General features: G+C 72.9%; 19 protein-coding genes. 8 read left to right on the forward strand and 11 right to left on the reverse strand.

What is annotated here, in order from left to right; translation table 11 throughout:
- Window positions 1–399: 399 nt before the first annotated feature.
- Both ACIBCJ_RS24690 and ACIBCJ_RS24695 read left to right on the forward strand, forming a co-directional pair.
- Window positions 400–1,626: a hypothetical protein gene (locus tag ACIBCJ_RS24690; protein WP_365978446.1), complete on the forward strand. Its 1,227-nt coding sequence runs from the start codon at window positions 400–402 to the stop codon at window positions 1,624–1,626.
- Window positions 1,627–1,851: 225 nt separating this feature from the next.
- The gene (locus ACIBCJ_RS24695) at window positions 1,852–3,069 is read left to right on the forward strand and encodes a hypothetical protein (RefSeq protein WP_362513862.1); all 1,218 of its coding nucleotides are present in this window, start codon (window positions 1,852–1,854) and stop codon (window positions 3,067–3,069) included.
- Window positions 3,070–3,158: 89 nt separating this feature from the next.
- Here the strand turns inward: ACIBCJ_RS24695 and hflX are convergent, their stop codons facing one another.
- The 6 genes from hflX to miaA form a co-directional block, all read right to left on the reverse strand.
- A complete protein-coding gene (hflX, locus tag ACIBCJ_RS24700; protein ID WP_362105092.1) occupies window positions 3,159–4,652 on the reverse strand; it encodes a GTPase HflX in 1,494 nt (497 codons plus the stop codon).
- Window positions 4,653–4,798: 146 nt separating this feature from the next.
- Window positions 4,799–6,358 (reverse strand): M1 family metallopeptidase, encoded by a 1,560-nt coding sequence (locus tag ACIBCJ_RS24705; protein ID WP_365978447.1) that lies wholly within the window; start codon window positions 6,356–6,358, stop codon window positions 4,799–4,801.
- A 132-nt stretch (window positions 6,359–6,490) separates the two neighbouring features.
- A complete protein-coding gene (locus ACIBCJ_RS24710; RefSeq protein WP_362105098.1) occupies window positions 6,491–8,662 on the reverse strand; it encodes an HD domain-containing protein in 2,172 nt (723 codons plus the stop codon).
- Window positions 8,663–8,908: 246 nt separating this feature from the next.
- Window positions 8,909–9,802, reverse strand: coding sequence for a diaminopimelate epimerase (gene dapF, locus ACIBCJ_RS24715; protein WP_365978448.1), 894 nt, complete (start codon window positions 9,800–9,802; stop codon window positions 8,909–8,911).
- Between the two features lie 78 nt (window positions 9,803–9,880).
- Complete coding sequence (locus tag ACIBCJ_RS24720) at window positions 9,881–10,381, reverse strand: hypothetical protein (protein ID WP_362513750.1); 501 nt, start codon at window positions 10,379–10,381, stop codon at window positions 9,881–9,883.
- A gap of 107 nt (window positions 10,382–10,488) precedes the next feature.
- Window positions 10,489–11,427, reverse strand: a complete 939-nt coding sequence (gene miaA / locus ACIBCJ_RS24725) for a tRNA (adenosine(37)-N6)-dimethylallyltransferase MiaA (protein ID WP_365978449.1) — start codon at window positions 11,425–11,427, stop codon at window positions 10,489–10,491.
- Window positions 11,428–11,609: 182 nt separating this feature from the next.
- On the opposite strand from miaA, the gene ACIBCJ_RS24730 reads away from it, so the two are divergent.
- Window positions 11,610–11,894 (forward strand): hypothetical protein, encoded by a 285-nt coding sequence (locus tag ACIBCJ_RS24730; RefSeq protein WP_362105107.1) that lies wholly within the window; start codon window positions 11,610–11,612, stop codon window positions 11,892–11,894.
- Between the two features lie 24 nt (window positions 11,895–11,918).
- On the forward strand, window positions 11,919–12,224 hold the full coding sequence (locus tag ACIBCJ_RS24735) for an antitoxin (RefSeq protein WP_365978450.1): 306 nt from the start codon (window positions 11,919–11,921) through the stop codon (window positions 12,222–12,224).
- 130 nt (window positions 12,225–12,354) lie between these two features.
- Here the strand turns inward: ACIBCJ_RS24735 and ACIBCJ_RS24740 are convergent, their stop codons facing one another.
- Together ACIBCJ_RS24740 and miaB are read right to left on the reverse strand one after the other, a co-directional pair.
- A complete protein-coding gene (locus tag ACIBCJ_RS24740) occupies window positions 12,355–13,071 on the reverse strand; it encodes a class III extradiol dioxygenase subunit B-like domain-containing protein (protein WP_362513737.1) in 717 nt (238 codons plus the stop codon).
- A 50-nt stretch (window positions 13,072–13,121) separates the two neighbouring features.
- Window positions 13,122–14,639, reverse strand: coding sequence for a tRNA (N6-isopentenyl adenosine(37)-C2)-methylthiotransferase MiaB (gene miaB, locus ACIBCJ_RS24745; RefSeq protein ID WP_365978451.1), 1,518 nt, complete (start codon window positions 14,637–14,639; stop codon window positions 13,122–13,124).
- A 138-nt stretch (window positions 14,640–14,777) separates the two neighbouring features.
- Between miaB and ACIBCJ_RS24750 the strand changes: the two genes are divergently transcribed.
- Window positions 14,778–15,953 (forward strand): cellulose-binding domain-containing protein, encoded by a 1,176-nt coding sequence (locus ACIBCJ_RS24750; protein ID WP_365978452.1) that lies wholly within the window; start codon window positions 14,778–14,780, stop codon window positions 15,951–15,953.
- 263 nt (window positions 15,954–16,216) lie between these two features.
- Here the strand turns inward: ACIBCJ_RS24750 and ACIBCJ_RS24755 are convergent, their stop codons facing one another.
- Both ACIBCJ_RS24755 and ACIBCJ_RS24760 read right to left on the reverse strand, forming a co-directional pair.
- Window positions 16,217–16,876 carry a response regulator transcription factor gene (locus ACIBCJ_RS24755; protein WP_226030173.1) on the reverse strand — a complete coding sequence of 220 codons (660 nt, stop codon included), beginning with the start codon at window positions 16,874–16,876 and terminating at the stop codon, window positions 16,217–16,219.
- Window positions 16,876–17,958, reverse strand: a complete 1,083-nt coding sequence (locus ACIBCJ_RS24760; protein WP_365978453.1) for a HAMP domain-containing sensor histidine kinase — start codon at window positions 17,956–17,958, stop codon at window positions 16,876–16,878. The genes ACIBCJ_RS24755 and ACIBCJ_RS24760 overlap by 1 nt, the downstream gene beginning before the upstream one ends.
- A gap of 102 nt (window positions 17,959–18,060) precedes the next feature.
- On the opposite strand from ACIBCJ_RS24760, the gene ACIBCJ_RS24765 reads away from it, so the two are divergent.
- From ACIBCJ_RS24765 to ACIBCJ_RS24775, 3 genes are all read left to right on the forward strand, one after another.
- On the forward strand, window positions 18,061–18,546 hold the full coding sequence (locus tag ACIBCJ_RS24765; RefSeq protein ID WP_133890101.1) for a cation:proton antiporter regulatory subunit: 486 nt from the start codon (window positions 18,061–18,063) through the stop codon (window positions 18,544–18,546).
- Between the two features lie 4 nt (window positions 18,547–18,550).
- Entirely contained in the window at window positions 18,551–19,777 is a 1,227-nt protein-coding gene (locus ACIBCJ_RS24770; protein WP_362105126.1) for a cation:proton antiporter, read from the forward strand.
- 343 nt (window positions 19,778–20,120) lie between these two features.
- The gene (locus ACIBCJ_RS24775) at window positions 20,121–21,116 is read left to right on the forward strand and encodes a TAXI family TRAP transporter solute-binding subunit (RefSeq protein WP_362105129.1); all 996 of its coding nucleotides are present in this window, start codon (window positions 20,121–20,123) and stop codon (window positions 21,114–21,116) included.
- Here ACIBCJ_RS24775 and ACIBCJ_RS24780 read toward each other — a convergent pair.
- The gene (locus ACIBCJ_RS24780; RefSeq protein WP_362105132.1) at window positions 21,095–22,540 is read right to left on the reverse strand and encodes a HAMP domain-containing sensor histidine kinase; all 1,446 of its coding nucleotides are present in this window, start codon (window positions 22,538–22,540) and stop codon (window positions 21,095–21,097) included. The genes ACIBCJ_RS24775 and ACIBCJ_RS24780 overlap by 22 nt on opposite strands.
- Window positions 22,541–22,548: the final 8 nt, after the last annotated feature.

Raw genomic sequence — 22,548 nt, forward strand, 5'->3', positions numbered from 1 at the left:
CACAGTTCCCGTACGGGGACCCCGCCACGTCTTGTCGCCCTCCCGCTGCCCGGACGCGGTGCGGCGTGCCGGGCACTCCCGGGCCGGGGGGCCGCGTCCGGACAGCGGGCCCCCCACCGCTACCAACCGCGGACCGTTCGCCGGGTTACGGCCTGCCCGAAGATCGTTGCCGGGCCGAGGACTTCGCGGTCCGCCGCTGGGACGCGGTCCGGCCTTCGGTCCGGCCTTGCGGTCCGGCCGACGCCGCGTGCCAGGTCAGGCGGCTGTGTCCGAACCGTTGCCGTTCCGTCGGAAGTCCCCCACAGCGACCGCATAGTGTGTGGTGCCGTTCCCGAAGTCGCCGTCGTCCGGCGACCGGTCGCGGCATCACGTTCGTTCACAGCAGGGGGAGTCACCACCATGCGATCCATACGGCCGTCGTTCACCACGCGCGGACGCGGAAGGCGCGGAGCCTCCTCCGCGGCCGCCGCCGTGGCGCTCGTCTCGGCGCTCGCGCTCACCGCCACGGCGTGCGAGGACGGCGACCCCGAGGCGGGCGGCGACGCCTCGGCCTCGGCGTCCGCCGCCGCGGACGACGGCAACGGCTCGATCCGGATCCCGGAGCACATCAAGGACAAGCTCAAGGAACACGGGATCGACGTCGACGACTGGAAGAACGGCGCCTGGAAGAACTGGAACAAGGACGACTGGCTGCGCGAGGCGCAGGACTTCGTCAACCCGATCATCGAGGGCCTGTGGAACCCGGACCGGATGCGGGACGCCGAGGAGCCGGACCAAGGGGTCGACGAGAACGACATCTCCGGCGACCAGGGCGTCACCGACCCGGAGCCCGCCCCCGTCGAGGCCGAGGCCGTACCGGCCAAGTACCACGACAACGCCGCCACCGCGGGCAAGCTCCTCTTCGACTCCCCCAAGGGCTCGATGGTCTGCTCGGCGACGGTCGTGAAGGACCCGGCCCACCCCGGCAAGTCCAACATGGTCTGGACGGCCGGTCACTGTGTGCACGCCGGCAAGAGCGGCGGCTGGTACCGCAACATCGCCTTCGTGCCGTCGTACAACGACGCGAACGAATCGGTCGAGGAGCTGGAGAAGGCCACCAAGGAGGAACTCGCTCCGTACGGCGTGTGGTGGGGCGACTGGGCGCAGACCTCGGACCAGTGGATCGAGCAGGGCGGTTCGACCGGCGGTGACGGCGCCCCGTACGACTTCGCCGTGATCCATGTGACACCGGAGAAGGGCAGCGACGGCAAGTCGCTGGAGGAGACGGTCGGCGCCGCGCTGCCGGTGGACTTCGACGCGCCCGCCGTGCCGGACGTCAAGAGCATGAAGGCGATCGGTTACCCGGCCGCGCCGCCGTACGACGGTCAGAAGCTGTTCCAGTGCCAGGACAAGCCCGGGCGGCTGTCGATCAGCGCCTCCGACCCGACGATGTACCGCGTCGGCTGCACCATGACCGGTGGTTCGTCCGGCGGTGGCTGGGTCGCCGCCGGTTCCGACGGCAAGCCCGCGCTGGTCTCCAACACCTCGATCGGCCCGATCACGGCCGGATGGCTGGCGGGTCCGCGCCTCGGCAAGGAGGCCAAGGGCGTGTTCGACTCGGTGAGCGACAAGTTCGCCGGCCAGTGATCACGCAGCGCCTGCGCTGAGCAGTACGGACGGTGGGGTGTGTCGGGCCGGGGCCGGCACCCCACCGCGCGCCCCGTGACGTTCCCGCGCACGTTCCACCGGGTCAACGACCCTGCGCACGCTTCACGGGGTCATCGACCCTGCGCACGCTTCACGGGGTCATCGGCATTCACTCACTCATACGTCCATCGACATCTCACGCGTTTCAACGGGGGTCCTCGCACCATGCGTTCCACATCTGTGTCCGCCGCGCCACGGCGCGGCCGGCGTACCGCACTCACCGCCGCCGGCCTGGTCGCCGCGCTGGCGCTCACCGCTACCGCCTGCGGCGGGCCGGAGGACGACGAAGCCGACACCAAGCCGGGCGGTGGTACCTCGCAGGCCGCCGGCACGGGCGACGCCGGCAGCGGGAAGGGTGGTCTGCCGACCGGCCTGGCGGACCGGCTCAAGGAGCACGGCATCGACGCCGACCAGTGGAAGGACGGCGGCTGGAAGAACTGGGACAGGGACACCTGGCTCAGTGAGGCGAAGGACTTCGTCAACCCGGTGATCGAGGGCCTGTGGAAGCCGGACCGGATGAAGTCCGCCAAGGAGGCCGACAAGACCGTCACCACCAAGGACGCGGCCGCCGACCAGGGCGCCACCGATCCCGAGCCGGCGCCCGTCGAGGCCGTGGCGGAGAAGAAGCCGTACCACGAGAACGCCGCTCCGGTGGGCAAGGTCTTCTTCGACTCCCCCGAGGGCTCGATGGTCTGCTCAGGCACCGTGATCAAGGACGTGAACCACCCGGGCAAGTCCAACATGGTGTGGACGGCGGGCCACTGCGTGCACGCCGGCGGCAGCGGCGGCTGGTACCGCAACATCGCCTTCGTCCCGTCGTACAACGACTACGGCAAGTCCGAGGCGCAGCTGGCGGACGCGACGACCACCGAGATGGCTCCGTACGGCACCTGGTGGGCCGACTGGGCGTCGACCTCGGACCAGTGGATCCGGGGCGGTTCGGAGAGCGGCGGCGACGGGGCCGCGTACGACTACTCGGTGCTGCATGTGAAGCCCGAGCAGGGCAGCAAGTCGCTGGAGGAGACGGTCGGCGCCGCGCTGGCGGTGGACTTCTCCGCTCCGTCGGCGACGGAGGTGCCCAGCATGGGCGCCTGGGGCTACCCGGCGGCGGCGCCGTACAACGGCCTGGAGATGTTCAAGTGCGTCGACCGGCCCGGCCGGCTGTCGCTGAGCCCGTCGCTGCCGACGATGTACCGCATCGGCTGCACCATGACCGGTGGTTCGTCGGGCGGCGGCTGGTTCCGGGTGGTGGACGGCGAGACCAGGCTGGTCTCGAACACCTCGATCGGCCCGCTGGAGAACACCTGGCTGGCGGGTCCGCAGCTGGGCCGGTCGGCCGAGGCGATGTACCAGAACATGAGCAAGACGTACGGCGGTCAGTGAGCCGCAGGTGACGACCGAGGGCCCGCCCCCTGCCGCGGCAGGGGGCGGGCCCTCGGTCGTGCTTCGCGGCCGCGCGGGGCGGCCGGGACTCAGGCGAGCGGTGCCGGAACGTACGGCGTGAACTCCGCCGCCAGCTCCTCGTGCACCCGCACCTTGAGCAGGGTGCCCTCCGGGGTGTGCTCCTCGGAGATCACCTCGCCCTCGTCGTGGGCGCGGGCGACCAGCTTGCCCTGGGTGTACGGCACGAGCGCCTCGATCTCGACCGAGGGACGCGGCAGCTCGTTGTCGATCAGCGCGAGGAGCTGGTCGATGTTCTGACCGGTGCGCGCCGAGACCGCGATGGACCGCTTCTCGACCCGCAGCAGCCGCTGGAGCACCAGCGGGTCGGCCATGTCGGCCTTGTTGACCACGACGATCTCGGGTACGTCGGTGGCGCCGACGTCCCTGATCACCTCGCGCACGGCGGCCAGCTGCTCCTCCGGGGCCGGGTGCGAACCGTCCACCACGTGCAGGATCAGGTCGGAGTCGCCGACCTCCTCCATCGTGGAGCGGAACGCCTCGACCAGGTGGTGCGGCAGGTGCCGGACGAAGCCGACGGTGTCCGCGAGGGTGTACAGGCGGCCGCTCGGCGTCTCCGCGCGGCGCACCGTCGGGTCGAGGGTGGCGAACAGCGCGTTCTCCACCAGCACGCCCGCGCCGGTGAGGCGGTTGAGCAGCGAGGACTTGCCGGCGTTGGTGTAGCCCGCGATGGCGACGGAGGGCACCTTGTGACGCTTGCGCTCCTGGCGCTTGATTTCGCGGCCGGTCTTCATCTCCGCGATCTCACGGCGCATCTTCGCCATCTTCTCGCGGATCCGGCGCCGGTCCGTCTCGATCTTGGTCTCACCGGGACCACGGGTGGCGAGGCCGCCGCCCTTGCCGCCGCCCATCTGCCGGGACAGCGACTGACCCCAGCCGCGCAGCCTCGGCAGCATGTACTGCATCTGCGCGAGCGCCACCTGCGCCTTGCCCTCTCGGGACTTGGCGTGCTGGGCGAAGATGTCCAGGATCAGGGCGGTGCGGTCGATGACCTTGACCTTGACGACGTCCTCGAGGTGGATCAGCTGCCCCGGGCTCAGCTCGCCGTCGCAGATGACGGTGTCGGCGCCCGTGTCGAGGACGACGTCCCGCAGCTCCTCGGCCTTGCCGGAGCCGATGTAGGTGGCGGCGTCGGGCTTGTCCCGCCGCTGGACCACACCGTCGAGCACGAGGGCGCCCGCCGTCTCGGCGAGGGCCGCCAGCTCGGCCAGCGAGTTCTCCGCGTCCTGCACGGTGCCCGAGGTCCACACGCCGACGAGCACGACCCGCTCCAGACGGAGCTGGCGGTACTCGACCTCGGTGACGTCCTCGAGCTCGGTGGACAGGCCCACCACACGGCGCAGGGCCGCGCGGTCGGAGCGGTCGAACTGCTCACCGTCCCACTGCGAGTCGGTTTCGCGGTTCCGGGCGACGTCCTCTTCCATCAGGGCATCGGCCCGAAGGCCCTCGGGATAGGTCTGCGCGAGACGCTTGGTGTCCTGGGAGGGGGAAGAAGAGGAGGTCATTGGATCCTTACGTAGCCGGGAAACGGTGGGCGCGGCACATCCGCCGCGACATCCTGTACAACGTGCGGGCCGCCGGGGAGATTCCCGTGGCCCGTACCGCGCCGTCCCGAAGATGGTCGCACGGCACGGGCCGTCTCGTCACCGGCTTATTCCCCGTGCGCCTGGTGCGAACCCTTGGCGGGGGCCTTGGCGGGGGTCTTGGTGGAGTGCTTCGCGGGGGTCTCGGTGGCGGGAGTCTGCTTCCAGTCCGGGTGGCCGGGCATCGGCGGGGTCTTCTCGCCGTACAGCCAGGCCTGGAAGAAGGCACCCAGGTCGCGGCCGGAGGTCTCGGAGGCGAGCCGGACGAAGTCGGCGGTCGTGGCCGTGCCGTCCTGGTGCCGGGCGACCCACGCGCGTTCGAGACCTTCGAAGGCGGGCCGGCCGATCTCCTGGCGCAGCGCGTAGAGCACGAGCGCGGCGCCGTCGTACACGTTGGAGCGGAAGATGCCGGTCTTGCTGCCGTTCTTCGGCGGCTTGGGGGCGGCGGGCGGGCCGCCGGCCGTGCGCCAGCGGTCGGAGGCGCCGTAGGCGGCCTTCATGCGGGTCGCCAGAGGCTTGTCGGCGGTCTCCTCCGCGTACAGCGCCTCGTACCAGGTGGCGTGTCCTTCGTTGAGCCACAGGTCGGACCAGGTGGCCGGGGCGACGCTGTCGCCGAACCACTGGTGGGCCAGTTCGTGGACCATGATCGACTCGACGTACCACCGGGGGTAGGCGGGCTCGGTGAACAACTCCCGCTCGAAGAGGGAGAGCGTCTGGGTCTCGAGTTCGAAGCCGGTGGTGGCGTCGGCCATGAGCAGGCCGTACGTCTCGAAGGGGTAGCGGCCGACCTTCTCCTCCATCCACGCGATCTGTCCGGGGGTCTTCTCCAGCCACGGTTCGAGCGCCGCGCGGTGCCGGGTCGGCACGACGTCCCGGACGGGGAGCCCGTGCGGGCCCGCGCGGTGCAGCACCGTGGAACGGCCGATGGACACCTGGGCCAGTTCGGTGGCCATGGGGTGCCCGCTCCGGTAGGTCCAGGTGGTCGCTCCGGCCGCCCGGTCCACGTCCGTCGGTAGGCCGTTCGCGACGGCCGTGAGCCCGTCGGGGGCCGTGATGCGGAAGGTGAACCGCGCCTTGTCGGAGGGGTGGTCGTTGCAGGGGAACACCAGGTGGGCGACGTCGGCCTGGTTGGCCATGGCGAGGCCGTCGGCGGTGCGCACCCAGCCGCCCTGGCGGTCCTCGGGATACACGGGGTCGCTGCTGTGCCGCACCGTGATCCGCGTCCACTCGCCCTCGTCCAGCGCGTCCTCGGGCGTGACGACGAGGTCCTCGCCTGCCGCGGCGAAGCCCGCGGGGTCGCCGTCGACCTCGACGGAGTCGACCTTGCCGTGGGCGAAGTCGAGGTTGATCCGGTCCAGGTCGGTCGTCGTGCGGGCGTCGATGGTGGTGACGGCCTTCAGCGGCTTGCCGTTGTCGCCGGAGTAGGTGAAGGAGAGGTCGTACGCCGCCACGTCGTAGCCGGGGTTGCCCAGATGCGGGAAGAGGCGGTCGCCGACACCCAGCGGGGCCGGCGGGGCGCTCGCCGCGACCAGGCAGACGGAGACGGCACAGGCGAGCAGCGCCGCGGCTCTGAGCCGCCGGGGGCGTGCGCGGGGGCGTGGCGGCGGGAGGTGAGGGGAGTGCAGCATCCCTCACCGCTATCAGCGCGCGCGTGTCCCGCGGCGACGGCGCGCGCCCGGGGCACCCGAACGGGTTCGGTGCGGCGCGCCGGGTCAGACGCGGGTGGGCGCGCCGGATCAGACGCCGGTGGGCGCGCCGGGTCAGGCGCCGGTGGGCTGCGGCTGGGCGCGGCTGACGTCGTACACGCCGGCCACGTCGCGCATGGCCCGCATGAGGGCGGGCAGCCGGGCCGCGTCCGGGAGCACGACGGTGTAGCTGTGCCGGACCCGCTGCCGGTCCGGGGGTTCGACGGTCGCGGAGACGATCTCGGCGCCTTCGAGGGCCATGGCCTCGGTGAGGTCGGCCAGCAGGTGCGGGCGGCCGAACGATTCGGCGAGCAGGGTCACCCGGCATCCGGTGCTCTCGCCCCAGCGCACCCCGACCTCCGCGCGTCCGGTGCTCTTCATGCGCGCCACCACGGCGCACTGGGCACGGTGCACGGTCACCACTCCCCCGCGCACGGCGAAACCGGTGATCTCGTCCGGCGGTACGGGGGTGCAGCAGCCCGCCAGCCGCACCGTCGCGCCCGGCGGGTCCACGAGCACGTCGGCGGAGGCGGGGCGCACGGGCGGAGCGTCGGCGGCCGGACGCGGGGCGTCGGGATGGGCGTCGGGCGCGGCGGGGCCGCGGGCCGGCTCCGCCGCTTCGGGCGCCGGTTGCGGGGAGGCCGCCAGCCGGCGCTGGATGGCGATCCGCGCGGCGGGCGTGTGGGCGTGCTCCAGCCACTCCCTGGAGGGCTCGGAGGCGGGGTCCTGTCCCATCAGCAGCTGCACGGTGTCGCCGTCCCGCAGCACCGTGCTCATGGTCGCCAGCCGGCCGTTGACCCGCGCGCCCATGGTCGCGTGCGCGTCCTCGCCGTACTGGGCGTAGGCGGCGTCGACGCACGTCGCGCCCTCGGGGAGGCCGAGGGTGCCGCCGTCGGGGCGGAAGACGGTGATCTCGCGGTCCTGGGCGAGGTCCTCGCGCAGGGTGGACCAGAAGGTGTCGGGGTCGGGGGCGCCGCGCTGCCAGTCGAGCAGCCGGGACAGCCAGCCGGGGCGGGTCGGGTCGGCGCGCTCGCCGTCGCCCGCGCTCTGCTCCTCGGACGGCTGGGCGTACGGGTTGCCGAGCGCGACGACGCCGGCCTCGGCGACCTTGTGCATCTGGTGGGTGCGGATGAGGACCTCGACGACCTGGCCGTCCTGCGCGCGGGCCACCGCCGTGTGCAGCGACTGGTACAGGTTGAACTTGGGGACGGCGATGAAGTCCTTGAACTCCGAGACGACGGGCGTCATACAGGTGTGCAGTTCACCGAGGACGGCGTAGCAGTCGGCGTCCTCCTGCACGAGCACCAGGAGGCGGCCGAAGTCCGCGCCGCGGAGCGTGCCGCGCTTGCGGGAGACGCGGTGCACGGAGACGAAGTGCCGGGGGCGGATCAGGATCTCGGCCTGGATGTCGGCCTCGCGCAGCACTTCCCGTACCTCGTCGGCGACGGCGGTGAGCGGGTCGTCCGTGCGGGCGGCGTTCTCCTGGACCAGCTCCCGCGTGTGCGCGTACTCCTCGGGGTGCATGACCGCGAAGACGAGGTCCTCCAGCTCGGACTTGAGCGCCTGGACGCCGAGCCGTTCGGCGAGCGGGATGAGGACGTCGCGGGTGACCTTGGCGATGCGTTCCTGTTTCTCGCGGCGCATGACGCCGAGGGTGCGCATGTTGTGCAGCCGGTCGGCGAGTTTGATCGACATCACCCGGACGTCGTTGCCGGTGGCGAGGAGCATCTTGCGGAAGGTCTCGGGTTCGGCGGCGGCGCCGTAGTCGACCTTCTCCAGCTTGGTGACGCCGTCGACCAGGTAGCGGACCTCGGCGCCGAACTGCTCGCCGACCTGGTCGAGCGTGACGTCGGTGTCCTCGACGGTGTCGTGCAGGAGCGAGGCGGTCAGCGTGGTGGTCTCCGCGCCGAGTTCGGCCAGGATCAGGGTGACGGCGAGGGGGTGGGTGATGTACGGCTCGCCGCTCTTGCGCATCTGGCCGCGGTGCGAGGACTCCGCCAGGACGTAGGCGCGGCGCAGCGGGTCGAGGTCGGCGTCGGGGTGGTGGGCGCGGTGGGCCTCGACGACGTGGCCGATGGCGTCGGGCAGGCCCCTGCTGCGGGTGGTGGTGCCGAGCAGGGCGGCGCGGCCGAGCCGGCGCAGGTCGATCCGGGGGCGGGCCTTCCTGCGGGGTGCCGGCGCGACGGCACCGGTGGCCGCGGGCGGCACAGGGCCCGGGGTCGCTGGGTTCACGGCCTCCGCGTTCATGGGCACCTCCGGCTGCGCGGACCGGCGGACGGGGAGCCCCAGGGCGGACACGGCTCAGGGGATGGTGTCGGTCCCCCGTCCGGGCCGGTGCTTGATGCTATCGAGCCCATCACGTGCGGCTGACCGCCTCTCGCCGAGCGTGAAACGGATCACCCATTCGAGCGATGGTCCGAGGGTTTACGTTTTCGCACTGAGTGTCATGGACCGGGCTGTGGTTCACCGCGGCCGTGGTCACCGGGTCGTGGTTCAGCCGAGCACCCCCTCCAGCCAGGCGGAGTCGAACTCGCCCTCCGCGACGATCACGGCGGGCCCCGTCATCTCGATCTCGCCGTCGGGGTGCTCGGTGATCACCAGGGTGCCGCCGGGCACGTCGACGGTGTACGTGGCCGGGACGCCGGTGACCGCCGGGTCGGCGCCGTCCCGGCGGGCGGTGGCCACGGCGACGGCACACGCGCCGGTGCCGCAGGAGCGGGTCTCGCCGGAACCGCGCTCGTGCACGCGCATCGCGACGTGACGCGGGCCCCGGTCGACCACGAACTCGACGTTGACCCCGTCGGGGTAGGCATCGGCGGGCTCGTACGGCGGCGGAGCGTGGAGGTGGCCGGCGTGGGCCAGGTCGGCGACGAAGGCGACCGCGTGCGGGTTGCCCATGTTCACGTTCCGCGCGGGCCAGGTGCGCTCGCCCACGCTCACCTCGACGTCGCCCTCGGGGAGCCGCGCGCGGCCCATCCCGACGGTGACGTCACCCGGGGCGGAGCCGCTGCCGGAGGCCGGCTTGGCGATGTGCACGCGCTTCACGCCGCCGCGCGTGGCGATCGCGAGGTCGCCCTCCACGACGTGCCCGGCGTGCTGGAGGTAGCGCGCGAAGACCCGCACGCCGTTGCCGCACATCTCGGCGACCGAGCCGTCGCCGTTGCGGTAGTCCATGAACCACTCCGCCTCCGGGGCCATGTCCCTGGCCTCGGGGTGCGCCTCGGACCGCACCACGTGCAGCAGTCCGTCCCCGCCGATGCCCGCGCGGCGGTCGCACAGGACGGCGACGGCGGCGGGGCTCAGGTCGAGGGCGTTCTCCGGGTCGGGAACGATCACGAAGTCGTTCTCGGTGCCGTGTCCCTTGAGGAAGGCGATCCGCGTGCTCATTCCTCGATCGTACGGGGTGGGCGCACGGTGCCGGCGGGGGCCGGAGGCGGCAGCGGCGTGGAACCGGGGGTCGCCCCGTCAGCCCCGCAGGCGGGCGACCCGCCACACGGCCAGCACGACGACCGCGGCGACCGCCAGCGCGTACACGAGGACCGTCCGCCAGTCGGGGCGACGCCCCGATCCGCGCTGCGGCAGACCCGGCCACGTGTACCCGACCCGGCGGGCGGCCATCATGCCCCAGCCGGCCGCGCAGGAGCAGATCAGCAGGCCCAGCATCGCGATCACGGCGCCGCTGTCGCCGAAGTCGAAGGCGAGCGGGAAGGCGAACATCAGGGAGCCGAGCGCGGCCAGGCACACGATGGGCGCGAGCTGCCAGATGCGCAGCCGGCGCTGGGGACGCAGTTCGACCTCGACCTCGTCCCCGTACATCTCGTCGGGCTCGGGACCGTCCGCTGCGACACCGTCCGGCGTCGCGTCGGGCCCGTCGGGGCTGAGGGAACCGTCCTCCGGGTCCGGTCCGCCGCGGTCGGCGGGGCCGTGCTCGGTGCTCGGTGCGGTGTCGCGAGGGCCGGCCTCCATCGCCACGCGCCCTCCCAACTAGGACTCACTCGGTCGATCGAAGCTCGATGATGGCACGCCGCCGGAGGCCCGGATGACGGGCGGGGCGTCCCGATGCCATCACGTGATCAGGCTGTAACCGGTCGTTCGACCAACGACAGAGCGAGCCGCGGAAGTTCCGTGCGGTCCGCCACGCCCCCACTCAGCCAGTGCACCCGAGGGTCGCGCCTGAACCACGAATCCTGACGGCGCGCGAAGCGTTTGGTGGCACGGACGGTCTCGGCGCGCGCCTCGTCCAGGGTGCACTCGCCGGCCAGCGCCGCGAGGACCTGCTGGTAGCCGAGCGCGCGCGACGCCGTACGCCCCTCGCGCAGCCCCTGCGCCTCCAGTGCCCGCACCTCGTCGACCAGTCCGGCCTCCCACATCCGGTCGACCCGCAGGGCGATGCGCTCGTCCAGTTCCGGGCGGGCGACGTCGACGCCGATCTGCACGGTGTCGTAGACGGAGTCGTGACCGGGGAGGTTGGCGGTGAAGGGCCGGCCGGTGATCTCGATCACCTCCAGGGCGCGCACGATCCGGCGCCCGTTGCTGGGGAGGATGACCCGCCCCGCCTCCGGGTCGGCGGCGGCCAGGCGGGCGTGCAGCGCGCCGGGGCCGTGCCGTTCCAGCTCGTCCTCCAACCGGGCCCTGATCTCGGGGTCGGTGCCGGGGAACTCGAGGTTGTCGACGGCCCCGCGGACGTAGAGTCCGGAGCCGCCGACCAGGACCGGCCAGCGCCCCTGGGCGAGCAGGGCGTCGATGCGCTCCCGCGCGAGGCGCTGGTACTCGGCGACGGACGCCGTGACGGTCACGTCCCAGATGTCCAGCAGATGGTGCGGGACGCCGCCGCGCTCCTCGGGCGTCAGCTTGGCGGTGCCGATGTCCATCCCGCGGTAGAGCTGCATGGAATCGGCGTTGACGACCTCGCCGCCGAGCCGCTCGGCCAGGAAGACGCCCAGATCGGACTTCCCGGCCGCGGTGGGTCCGACTACGGCGATGACGCGGGGTGCGGAAGGTGCGCTGCTCACCGCACCAGTCTCGCAAACCTCTCACCCGGCCCTCGAACGAGTTACGTGACGCTCCGCGGCCGGGGTCGTTGCCCGTTGCGAGGTTCCCGCTCCCCGGACCACCGGGTCATGGCCCCGGCCACGCAAACGGACGCACCGGACGCCGCGGGATTTCGCCCGCACGAGTAACGTATGGAGTTGATATGGGCGTTTTTGCACGGCTTCTTCGGAGGTCGAAGGGCACCGAGGAGGCGTCGGCCGCCGAGGCGCGGACCGGCACCCCGGACACCGAGGGCGCGGCGGAGGCGGGCACGGCCGAGACCGAGGCCGCGGAGACGGCCGACGCCGGCTCCCGGGACACGGCGGAGGCCGGCGAGGCCGCGGGTTCCGCCGCCGAGGGCGGCGACCCGGAGAGCGTCGGCATCCCCAAGCAGCAGTCCGCGGAAGAGGCCGTCGACAACGAGGCCGACAAGGGCGCCCGCACCTGACTGCCCCGTGAGGGAAGGCGAACCATGGGTCTCCTGGACAACTTGAAGGCCAGACTCGAACCGGCGAAGGGCAAGGTCTCCGACCTCGCACAGCAGCACGGCGACAAGATCGACCGCGGTATCGACAAGATGGCGCGGACCGTCGACGAGCGGACCAAGGGCAAGTACAGCGACCGGATCCAGACGGGCACCGGCAAGGCCAAGGGCGCCATGGACCGCCTCGCCCACAAGGACGACGAGGGCACGGAAGGAGGCGGCGGCACGCCTGGCGGAGCGCCCGGCGGCACGCCTGGCGGCCCTCCTCCGGCCGGACCGCCTCCGGCTTCCTGACACGTCACGTCGTCGGACGGCACGGAGCCGGATCGGTTGACCGGCTCCGGGCCGCCCGCGGGCGCCGTGCGGGTCGCCACCCGGCCGCCGTGACCGGCTGCGCCGCCGCCGTGACGGCGCCGCCCGGCCGCTACGACCAGGCGGCCACGACGTATCCCACCCCGTACGGGGCGTCCTCGTAGAGCAGCGTGCCGGTGAGGTCGGTGCCCTCGGCCGCGCCCGCGAGGACCTGCCAGGGAGCCCGGCCGGACACCTTGAGCTCACGCGACAGTGCGACGTCCAGCGAGGCCAGGGCGGCCCGGTCCGCCGCCCCCAGGGCCCGCCCCACCGCCGCGTCGAAGGGCGCCGCCCGCTCGTCGAGGTACCCGGGCGCCTTGAGCGTGCGGCACGCACTGGCGTCGCCCAGCACCAGCAGCGCCGTGCGCCCGGTCCGCGCGGCGACCTCCCGGCCGACGGCCGCACAGCGCTCGGCGGGCAGCGCCTCCCCCACGCCCACGGCGTCGACGGGGGCGTCGGCCCACCCCGTCCGGTCGAGCAGCCAGGCGCCCACGGCGAGCCCATAAGGCAGATCCGTCCCCCGCTCCTCGGCGCCGTCGGCGGTGCCCAGGGAAACGTCCACGTCCACGCCGAAGCCGCGGAAGGAACCCCGCGCGCCCGACGCGTAGGCCTCGGGTCCTGCGGAGTCCGCGGGGCCGACGACCACGAGCCGGTCGGGGCGGGACGCGGCGAGCACGCCCAGCGCGTCCGTGCACGCGGCGCGTGCGGCGTCCAGCTCGGGCGCGGCGCCCGCGGCGACCTCGGGTACGAGGAGCGGCGGGCAGGGGCAGACGGCGGCGGCGACAAGCATGATCGGCAGCGTAACCCCGTGCCACCGCCCCCCGGCGGCACCCCCCGCGGTCAGTCGCAGCCGCAGCCGCTCGCCACCGCCGGCATGGGCTCGGGCACGCCGATCTTCGGCAGGCCCAGCAGGACGCCCGCCGGCTTGGCCTGCTCGGCCGTGTTGCGCTTCTCCCAGGCGTCCCCCGCGCGCGTGCGGCGCACATCGAGCACCGCGCCCTCGGCGAGGAGGTGGTGCGGGGCGGCGTAGGTGATCTCGACCGTCACCACGTCGCCGGGGCGGACCTCCTGCTCCGGCTTGGTGAAGTGCACCAGGCGGTTGTCGGGGGCGCGGCCGGAGAGCCGGTGCGTGGCGCCGTCCTTGCGCCCCTCTCCCTCGGCGACCATCAGCTCCAGGGTGCGCCCGACCTGCTTCTTGTTCTCCTCCCAGGAGATCTCCTCCTGGAGGGCGACCAGGCGCTCGTAGCGCTCCTGGACGACCGCCTTGGGGATCTGACCGTCCATCTCGGCGGCCGGGGTCCCGGGCCGCTTGGAGTACTGGAAGGTGTACGCCTGGGCGAAGCGGGCCTCGCGCACCACGTGCAGGGTCTGCTCGAAGTCCTCCTCGGTCTCGCCGGGGAAGCCCACGATGATGTCGGTGGTGATCGCCGCGTGCGGGATGGCCGCCCGCACCTTCTCGATGATCCCCAGGTAGCGCTCCTGCCGGTAGGAGCGGCGCATCGCCTTGAGCACCGGGTCGGAGCCGGACTGGAGCGGCATGTGCAGCTGCGGCATCGCGTTCGGGGTCTCGGCCATGGCGGCGATGACGTCGTCGGTGAAGTCGCGCGGGTGCGGGGAGGTGAAGCGGACGCGCTCCAGGCCCTCGATGTTCCCGCAGGCCCGCAGCAGCTTGCTGAACGCCTCGCGGTCGCCGATGTCGGAGCCGTAGGCGTTGACGTTCTGGCCGAGCAGGGTGATCTCGCTGACGCCCTCGGCGACCAGGGCCTCGACCTCGGCGAGGATGTCACCGGGACGACGGTCCTTCTCCTTGCCGCGCAAGGCGGGGACGATGCAGAAGGTGCACGTGTTGTTGCAGCCGACGGAGATGGAGACCCACGCCGCGTACGCGCTCTCGCGCCGGGTGGGGAGGGTGGACGGGAACGCCTCCAGGGACTCGGCGATCTCGACCTGCGCCTCCTCCTGCACGCGGGCGCGCTCCAGCAGCACCGGGAGCTTGCCGATGTTGTGGGTGCCGAAGACGACGTCCACCCAGGGGGCCCGCTTCACGATGGTGTCGCGGTCCTTCTGCGCCAGGCAGCCGCCGACCGCGATCTGCATGCCGGGGCGGCTCGCCTTCTTCGGGGCGAGGTGGCCGAGGTTGCCGTACAGCTTGTTGTCGGCGTTCTCCCGTACGGCGCAGGTGTTGAAGACGACGACGTCCGCGTCGCCGTCGGCGCTCTCGGGGGCGCGGACATAACCCGCGTCCTCCAGCAGACCGGACAATCGCTCGGAGTCGTGGACGTTCATCTGGCACCCGTAGGTGCGTACTTCGTAGGTGCGCGTGCCGCCCACTGACTGGCTCCGGTCGATGCTGCTCATGGCAACAAGGGTAGGCGGTCGCGATCGTGGTGAACGCCGCCCCACGTCTTGACAGTACACCGTCATCATCGGTGTGATGCATGGGAGCGCTCCCACTCTACCGGCCCCCTGTCCCGTTTCCCTCCCTGGAGGCACCCTGTGCTCATCCGAGTGCTGCGATTACTGCGCCGGCCCTGGACCGCGGCGGTGGCCGCCGCCGCGCTGGTGGTGTCGGTCCTGGTGACGATCCCCGCGAGCGGTGCGGCGAACGCCGCCGCCTGCCGCGTCGACTACACCGTCAACGCGTGGGCGGGCGGCTACACCGCCCAAGTGAAGATCACCAACCTCGGTCCCGCCGCGAGCGGCTGGAAGCTGACCTGGACCTACACCGGCGATCAGCGGGTGACGTCGGCGTGGAACGCGTCCGTCACCCAGACCGGCGCCTCCGTCGTCGCCGTCGACGCGGGCTGGAACGGCGCGCTGTCCACGGGCGGCACCGCCGAGTTCGGGCTGCAGGGGACCTGGCGGTCCGCCGACCCCGTGCCGAGCGACTTCGCGCTCAACGGTGTCTCCTGCGGCGACGACGGCGGCACACCGCCCACGACGCCGCCGACCACACCACCCGGGACGACTCCGCCCCCGTCCGCGGAGTGCGGTGACGCCGTGATCTGTTCGGGCTTCGAGGACCAGGCGGGCTCGGAGCCGTCCGGCGACTGGCGGTTCACCGCACCCGACTGCCGGGGCACGGGCGCGGTCGCCGTCGACTCGGCGGTGGCGCACGAGGGGGGCAGGTCGCTCCGGGTGGACGGCAGGGCCGGTTACTGCAACCACGCCTTCGTCGCCCATGCCGCGGACCTGTCGGCGGTCGGTCCGGTGATGTACGTACGCATGTGGGTGCGGCACTCCACCGCGCTGCCGACCTCGCACGTCACCTTCGTGTCGATGCCGGACTCGGCCCAGGGCGGCCGGACGCTGCGGGTGGGCGGCCAGAACGGCGCGTTGCAGTGGAACCGGGAGAGCGACGACGCCACCCTGCCGGCGCAGAGTCCGGCCGGGGTCGCGCTGAGCCGGCCGCTGCCGACGAACGGCTGGCAGTGCCTGCGGTTCGCGATCGACACCTCGGCGGGCCACCTGGACACCTGGCTCGGCGACGAGCGGGTGCCTGGCCTGCACGCCGACGGAGTGCCGACCCAGGACGTCGACCAGCAATGGCTCGCCCGCGGTTCGGCGCCCCGGCCGACCGCCCTGCGGCTGGGCTGGGAGAGCTACGCGACGGGCGACGACACGGTCTGGTTCGACGACGTGGCCGTGGGCTCCTCCCCGATCGGCTGCTGACCGCCGGGCGGCGCGGGGGGGCGGGCGGCGGGGCACGGGCGCCTCTGACCGTCGCCTCGGCCCCGTCGTCCGCGTCCTCCGCCCGGCGACTCGGGCGGCTCCGGCCGCTCCGTTCCGCTCGCTCGACGGGAGGGGGCGGGGCGCCAGGCGATGCCGCGCGACTCGTACGGGTGCGGACGCCGGGCGGCCGGGCGGCAGACGCCACGGGCGTACGGACCGGCCGTCCGACCCGCGAGCGGCGGGCCCCGCGCGGAGCCCGCCGCTCACGGCTCGATGAGCCCGGCGCGGATCGCGTAGCGGGTGAGTTCCAGACGGTCGCGTACGCCCAGTTTCTGGAGGAGGTTCGCGCGGTGGCGCTCGACGGTCTTGGCACTGATGAACAGCAGCTCGCCGATCTCCTTGGAGGTGTGCCCCTCGGCGACGAGCTTGAGGATCTCCTCCTCACGCTCGGTGATGGGCCGCTCGGGCAGGCCGCCTCCGCCCTGCACACGGTCCAGGTAGGAGCGGACGAGGGCCCGCTCGGCGCCCGGGTAGATGAACGGCTCGTCGCGCACGGCGGCGCGGCACGCCTCGACCAGGTCGCGGTCGGCGACGGACTTCAGGACGTAACCGCAGGCTCCCGCCTTGAGGGCCTCGAAGAAGTACTGCTCGTTGTCGTACATGGTCAGGATGAGGATGCGCAGCCCGGGCAGGCGGCGGGAGAGTTCACGGGCCGCCTGGAGGCCGGTCATCCGGGGCATGGCGACGTCCAGGACGGCCAGGTCGACCTCGGTGGCCCGCGCGGCCGCGACCGCTTCGGCACCGTCCCCGGCCTCGGCGACCACCGTCAGGTCGGGTTCGCCGTCGAGGATGAGGCGGACCCCGCGGCGTACGAGGGTGTGGTCGTCGGCGAGCAGGACGCGGATCGGGGGCCGTGCTGACATCAGGGGCTGTCTCCGGTTCGGTCTGCGGAACGGTCCCCGGGCGGCGCGGGGACGCGCAGGCGTACGTCGGTGCCCCCTCCGGGGGCGGATTCGAAGTGGATCTCGGCTCCGGTCAGCAGGGCCCGCTCCCGCATCCCGCGGATGCCGGCACCCTCGGCTGCCGTACCGAGGCCGGTGCCGTTGTCGCGGACGAGCAGTTCGACACCGCCGCCCTCGGCCTGCGGCAGCGGGCGCAGCGTGAGGGCGGCGCGGTCGGCGGCGGCGTGGCGGGCGGTGTTGGTCAGGCTCTCCTGGGCGACCCGGTACAGCACCAGTTCCGCCTCCGGGGCGAGCGGGGGCAGGTCGCCGGGGATGTGGTGCTGGACGGTCAGGCCGTGGTGCGTGAACTCGGCGGCGAGCGAGCGCAGGGCGCTGGCCAGGCCGAGTTCCTCCAGGACGCCGGGACGCAGGCGGCGGGCGATGCGGCGGATCTCGTCCAGCCCGGCCCGGGTGGCCTCCTGCGCCAGGGTCACGTCCTCGCGCAGGTCCCCGGGGACCCGGTCGGCGACGCGTTTGAGCTGGAGGAGGACGGCGGTGAGGGTCTGGCCCACCTCGTCGTGGAGCTCCCGGGCGATGCGGTGGCGCTCGCGCTCCTGGGCCTGCAGCGCCCGGCCGGCGCCCGCGGCGCGTTCGGCCTGGAGCCGGTCCAGCATCGTGTTGTAGGTCGCGATCAGCTGTGCCGCCTCGGCCGGTCCGGAGACCGCGGGCCGGGTGCCGGGCACCAGCAGGTCCGCGGTGGACATGGCCCGGCCCAGCCGGTGCAGCGGGGTGAGTCCGATGCGCAGGACGACCGCGTTGCCGGCCAGCAGGGCCACCAGGCCCGCCAGCAGGACGAGGGCCTCCCCGGCCAGCACGGGCGTCGACACGGTGACCGGCCCCAGCAGCAGTGCGGTGGCGACGACCAGGCCGGCGGCGTTGAGCGAGAAGATCCGCCAGAACAGCGACACGTTCCTCTTTCCGCTCCTCCCGGCCTTCGCGCACGACACCCCCGCAGGCAGTCTCGCCGCCCGCGACCGGCTGCGTATATCCGTCACGACACCCATACCGCCACCGTACGTGCGGATGGCAGCATGGCGAGGCCGCGAGCACGTCACCCACGTGGGCGAAGCACGGCGTCAGACGCAGGACGAGTGAGGGGAAAGCACGTGTCAGCTCCACGCCTGAGGGCGACTCCGCTCCCGGGTATCGGGGTCCAGTACGACCTGGTGACCCGCGAACACCGCCACCTGTCGGTGGTGGCGCACCGCGACGGCGCCCGCACGGTGAACGTGTACCGGTCGGACGACCCCGACTCCTGCGCCCACTCGCTGCGGATGACCGGCCCCGAGGCGGGCGCGCTGATCGACGCGCTGAAGCCCACCCACCACAGTGCGAGCCTGCTCTACACGACCGATCTAGGTCTGGTCGCCGAGCGGATCGAGGTCGCCGCCACCTCCCGCTGGAACGGGCGGCTGCTGGGCGACACCCGGATGCGGACCGACACGGGTGCCTCGATCGTGGCGGTGCTGCGGCGGGCCGAGGCGATCCCCTCGCCGGCGCCGGACTTCCGGCTCGTGGGTGGTGACACCTTGATCGTGATCGGCACCCGTGAGGGCGTCGACGCCGCCGCGGCGATACTCGGGCAGGAGTGAGCCGGTGCACTCCGCGGTTCTGCTGATCGAGTTCGGTTCCATCATCCTGGGGCTGGGGCTCCTCGGCCGGTTCGCCGGCCGGTACCGCCTCTCCCCCATCCCGCTGTACCTCCTCGCCGGTCTGGCCTTCGGCGAGGGCGGCCTGCTCCCGCTCGGCGCGAGTGAGGAGTTCGTCGCGACGGGCGCCGAGATCGGCGTCATCCTCCTGCTGCTGATGCTGGGCCTGGAGTACACGGCCAGCGACCTGGTCACCAACCTCAAGTCCCACTACCCGGCCGGTCTCGTCGACTGCGCGCTCAACGCGGTGCCGGGCGCGGTGGCCGCCCTGCTGATGGGCTGGGGCCCGGTGGCCGCCGTGGTCCTTGCCGGCGTGACCTGGATCTCGTCGTCCGGTGTCATCGCGAAGGTCCTCGGTGACCTGGGCCGGGTGGGCAACCGCGAGACGCCGGTGATCCTGAGCGTGCTGGTGCTGGAGGACCTGGCGATGGCGGTGTACCTGCCGATCGTCACGGCCCTGGTCGCCGGCGCCGGTCTGATGACCGGGAGCATCACCCTGGCGATCGCGCTGGCCGCGGCGGGCCTCGTGCTCTTCGTCGCGGTGCGCTACGGGCGGCTCATCTCCCGCTTCGTCTCCAGCGACGACCCCGAGAAGCTGCTCCTGGTGGTGCTCGGACTGACGATCCTGGTCGCCGGTGTCGCCCAGCAGCTCCAGGTGTCGGCGGCGGTGGGCGCCTTCCTGGTGGGCATCGCACTGTCCGGTGAGGTCGCCGAGGGCGCGCACACGCTCCTGAGCCCGCTGCGCGACCTGTTCGCGGCGGTCTTCTTCGTCTTCTTCGGGCTGCACACGGATCCCGCCAGCATCCCGCCGGTCCTGCTGCCCGCCCTGGTACTGGCGCTGCTGACCGCCGTGACGAAGATCGCCACCGGGTACTGGGCGGCACGGCGGGCCGGGATCTCCGTCAAGGGCCGCTGGCGGGCGGGCGGCGCGCTGGTGGCCCGCGGCGAGTTCTCGATCGTCATCGCGGGCCTCGCGGTCTCGGCCGGCATCGAGCCGTCCCTGGGCCCGCTGGCCACGGCGTACGTGCTCATCCTGGTCGTCCTCGGGCCGCTCACCGCCCGCTTCACCGAGCCGCTGGCGATGCGCCTCTTCCGGCGCCGCGTCGATCCCGACCGCCCCGCGAGCCCCACGGAGGAGGCACCCCGGGCGGCGGAGGCCTCGGTGGGCGACTGAGCGGGCCGCGGTCACCGCTCGGACCCGGCGACCCCGGCACACCGGTGCCGGGGTCGCCGCACGCCGGGACCGGTTTCGCCCGCCGTCCCGTACCGGGGTCGCCGCACGCCGGACCGGTCACCCGGCATCCCGTACCAGGGTCGTCACAAGCCGGGACCGGTCACCCGGCGTCCCGCACCAGGGTCGTCACACACCGGAACCGGTCGCCCGGCGTCCGCGCGGTCTGCGGCCCCCGCACGCCCACCCCGGTATCGGTACGCCGGGCACGCCGGGACCGGCGCGGTGCGTCGCCGTGTGAGTTCGGCCCTGGTCAGTGCGGTTGCGGGCTGGCAGGATCGGCCCCATGTCCACGCTGCTCCCCCGTATCGGCAGGCGCCGCGCCGTCCAGGGCGCGCTCGCCGGCTTCGTCGTGCTGGGGCTGCTGCTGTGGTGGCTGCTGCCGCTCGGCGAGAAGCCGCCGAGCGGGACGATCACGTTCAGCACGGGCACCCGCGCGGGTGTCTACCAGAAGTACGGCGAGCTGCTGCGCGCCGAGCTGCGCAAGGACATGCCGGACCTGGACGTGCGGCTGACGACCAGCGCGGGCTCGCAGGAGAACGTCGAGCGGGTGGCGTCCGGGAAGGCCGACTTCACGATCGCCGCGGCCGACGCGGTCGAGACGTACAAACTGGCCGGCAACCCGGGCGCCGAGGAGCTGCGCGGGGTCACCCGGCTCTACGACGACTACGTCCAGTTGGTGGTGCCGAACGGCTCGGACATCCAGTCGGTGGCCGACCTGCGGGGCAAGCGGGTGGCCATAGGGCTGCCCGACTCGGGGGTCCGGCTGATCGCCACCCGGCTGCTGAAGGCCGTGGGCATCGATCCGGAGACGGACATCACGCCCCGGGCGGACGGGATCGACACCGGTCCCGGACGCCTCGGCGACGAGCTGGACGCGTTCTTCTGGTCGGGCGGGGTGCCGACGGACGGTCTCCGGAAGATAGCCGAGACCTCCGCGTTCCGCTTCGTGCCGATCGGCGACGACCTGGTGACCAAGCTGCACGAGTCCGGCGGCGCGACCCGCTACTACCGCACCACCAACATGCCGGAGTCGGCCTACCCCACCGTGCAGAACGGTGCCGTGGTGCCCACGATGGCGGTGTCCAACCTGCTGGTGACCCGCGCGGACGTCGATCCGCGGCTCACCGAGTGGCTGACCAGGACCGTGCTCGACAGCCGCGACGGCATCGGTGCGCACGTGCACTCCGCGCAGCTGGTGGACCTGCGCACCGCGATCTACACCGACCCGCTGGAGCTGCACGAGGGCGCCCGGCGCTACTACCGCTCGGTCAAGCCGTAGGGCGGCTCCGGCTCCTGGGGTGCGGTGCCGGTCCTCGGCACGGTGACCGTGACCCGGAGGCCGTGCGGGTCGTGGTGGCCGAAGGAGATCGACCCGTCGCCCGCCGCGAGCAGCGCCCGGCAGATGGACAGGCCGAGGCCGGAGCCGTTGACGTTCTGGTGCCGTCCGCTGCGCCAGAAACGGTCTCCCACGCGCGTGAGCTCCTCGTCGGTGAGCCCCGGACCGTTGTCGGTGACGACGACCGTGGCGGTGTCCCCGGCGGAGGCGACCTCGACCCGCACGGTCTCGTCGGACGGCGTGAATTTCACCGCGTTGTCGATGACCGCGTCCAGGGCACTGGACAGGGCCACCGGGTCGGCCCAGCCGGTGGTCGGCGGGCAGTCGCCGACCAGCCGTACGCCCTGGGCCTCGGCCGTCGGCGCCCACGCCGCCACTCGCTCCGCGGTCAGCGCTCCGACGTCGGTGATCTGGAGGTCGGCCCGGCTGTGCTCGGCCAGGGCCAGGTCGAGCAGGTCGTCGAGGACCCGGGCCAGGCGCTTGCCCTCGGTCTGGACGGAGGCGATCTCCTCGTTCCCCTCGGGCAGCTCCAGGGCCAGCAGCTCGATGCGCAGCAGGAGCGCGGCGAGGGGGTTGCGCAGCTGGTGCGAGGCGTCGGCGACGAAGGCGCGCTGCTGCTCCAGCACGTCCTCCACGTGGTCCGCCATCTCGTTGAAGGAGCCGGCCAGGCGTCGCAGCTCGGGCGGCCCCCCGGACGGCGCGACACGGGACTTGAGCCGTCCGGTGGCGATGTCGTGGGTGGTGGCGTCGAGCACCCGCACCGGCCTGAGCACCCAGCCGGTGAGCCGGAGCGCGGCGCCGACGGCGAGCAGCATGGCGGCGAACTCCCCGGCGCCGATCACCAGCCAGCCGCGCAGGGTGCTCGTGCGCATCGAGTCGGTCGGCGACTCGGTGACCACGACCGCGACCACGTCGCCGTCCCGGATGACCGGTGAGGCCACCACGAGCCGGCCGTCCTGCCAGGGCCACACCTGCGCGGGGTCGTGGCTGCGGCGGCTGAGCAGCGCTTCGTCGAAGGAGTCGCGGACTTCTCCGGTCTGCGGCAGGAACCACGTCGTGGGCGCGTTGGCCATCGGGATGTGGTTGCGGTAGAAGACGCCCGCCTTGATGCCGTAGACCTCGTAGTAGCTGGTCAGCTCGGTCTGCAGGGTCTCCAGGCGCTCGTCCGTGGTGGTCGGGGGCGCGCCGCCCGGCACGTCCTCCGTGACGAACTGGGCGAGCGCGGCGAAGCGTGCCGTGTCGTCGATGCGGTCGATGACGACCTTCTGCTGCTCGGCGCGGGCGACGCTGACGCCGAGCGGCACACCGAGCGCGAGCAGGACGGCCGCCATCAGGACGATGAGCAGCGGGAGCAGGCGTGTGCTCACCGGGCCCC

This window comes from Streptomyces sp. NPDC051136, assembly GCF_044455745.1.
Lineage (GTDB): Bacteria > Actinomycetota > Actinomycetes > Streptomycetales > Streptomycetaceae > Streptomyces.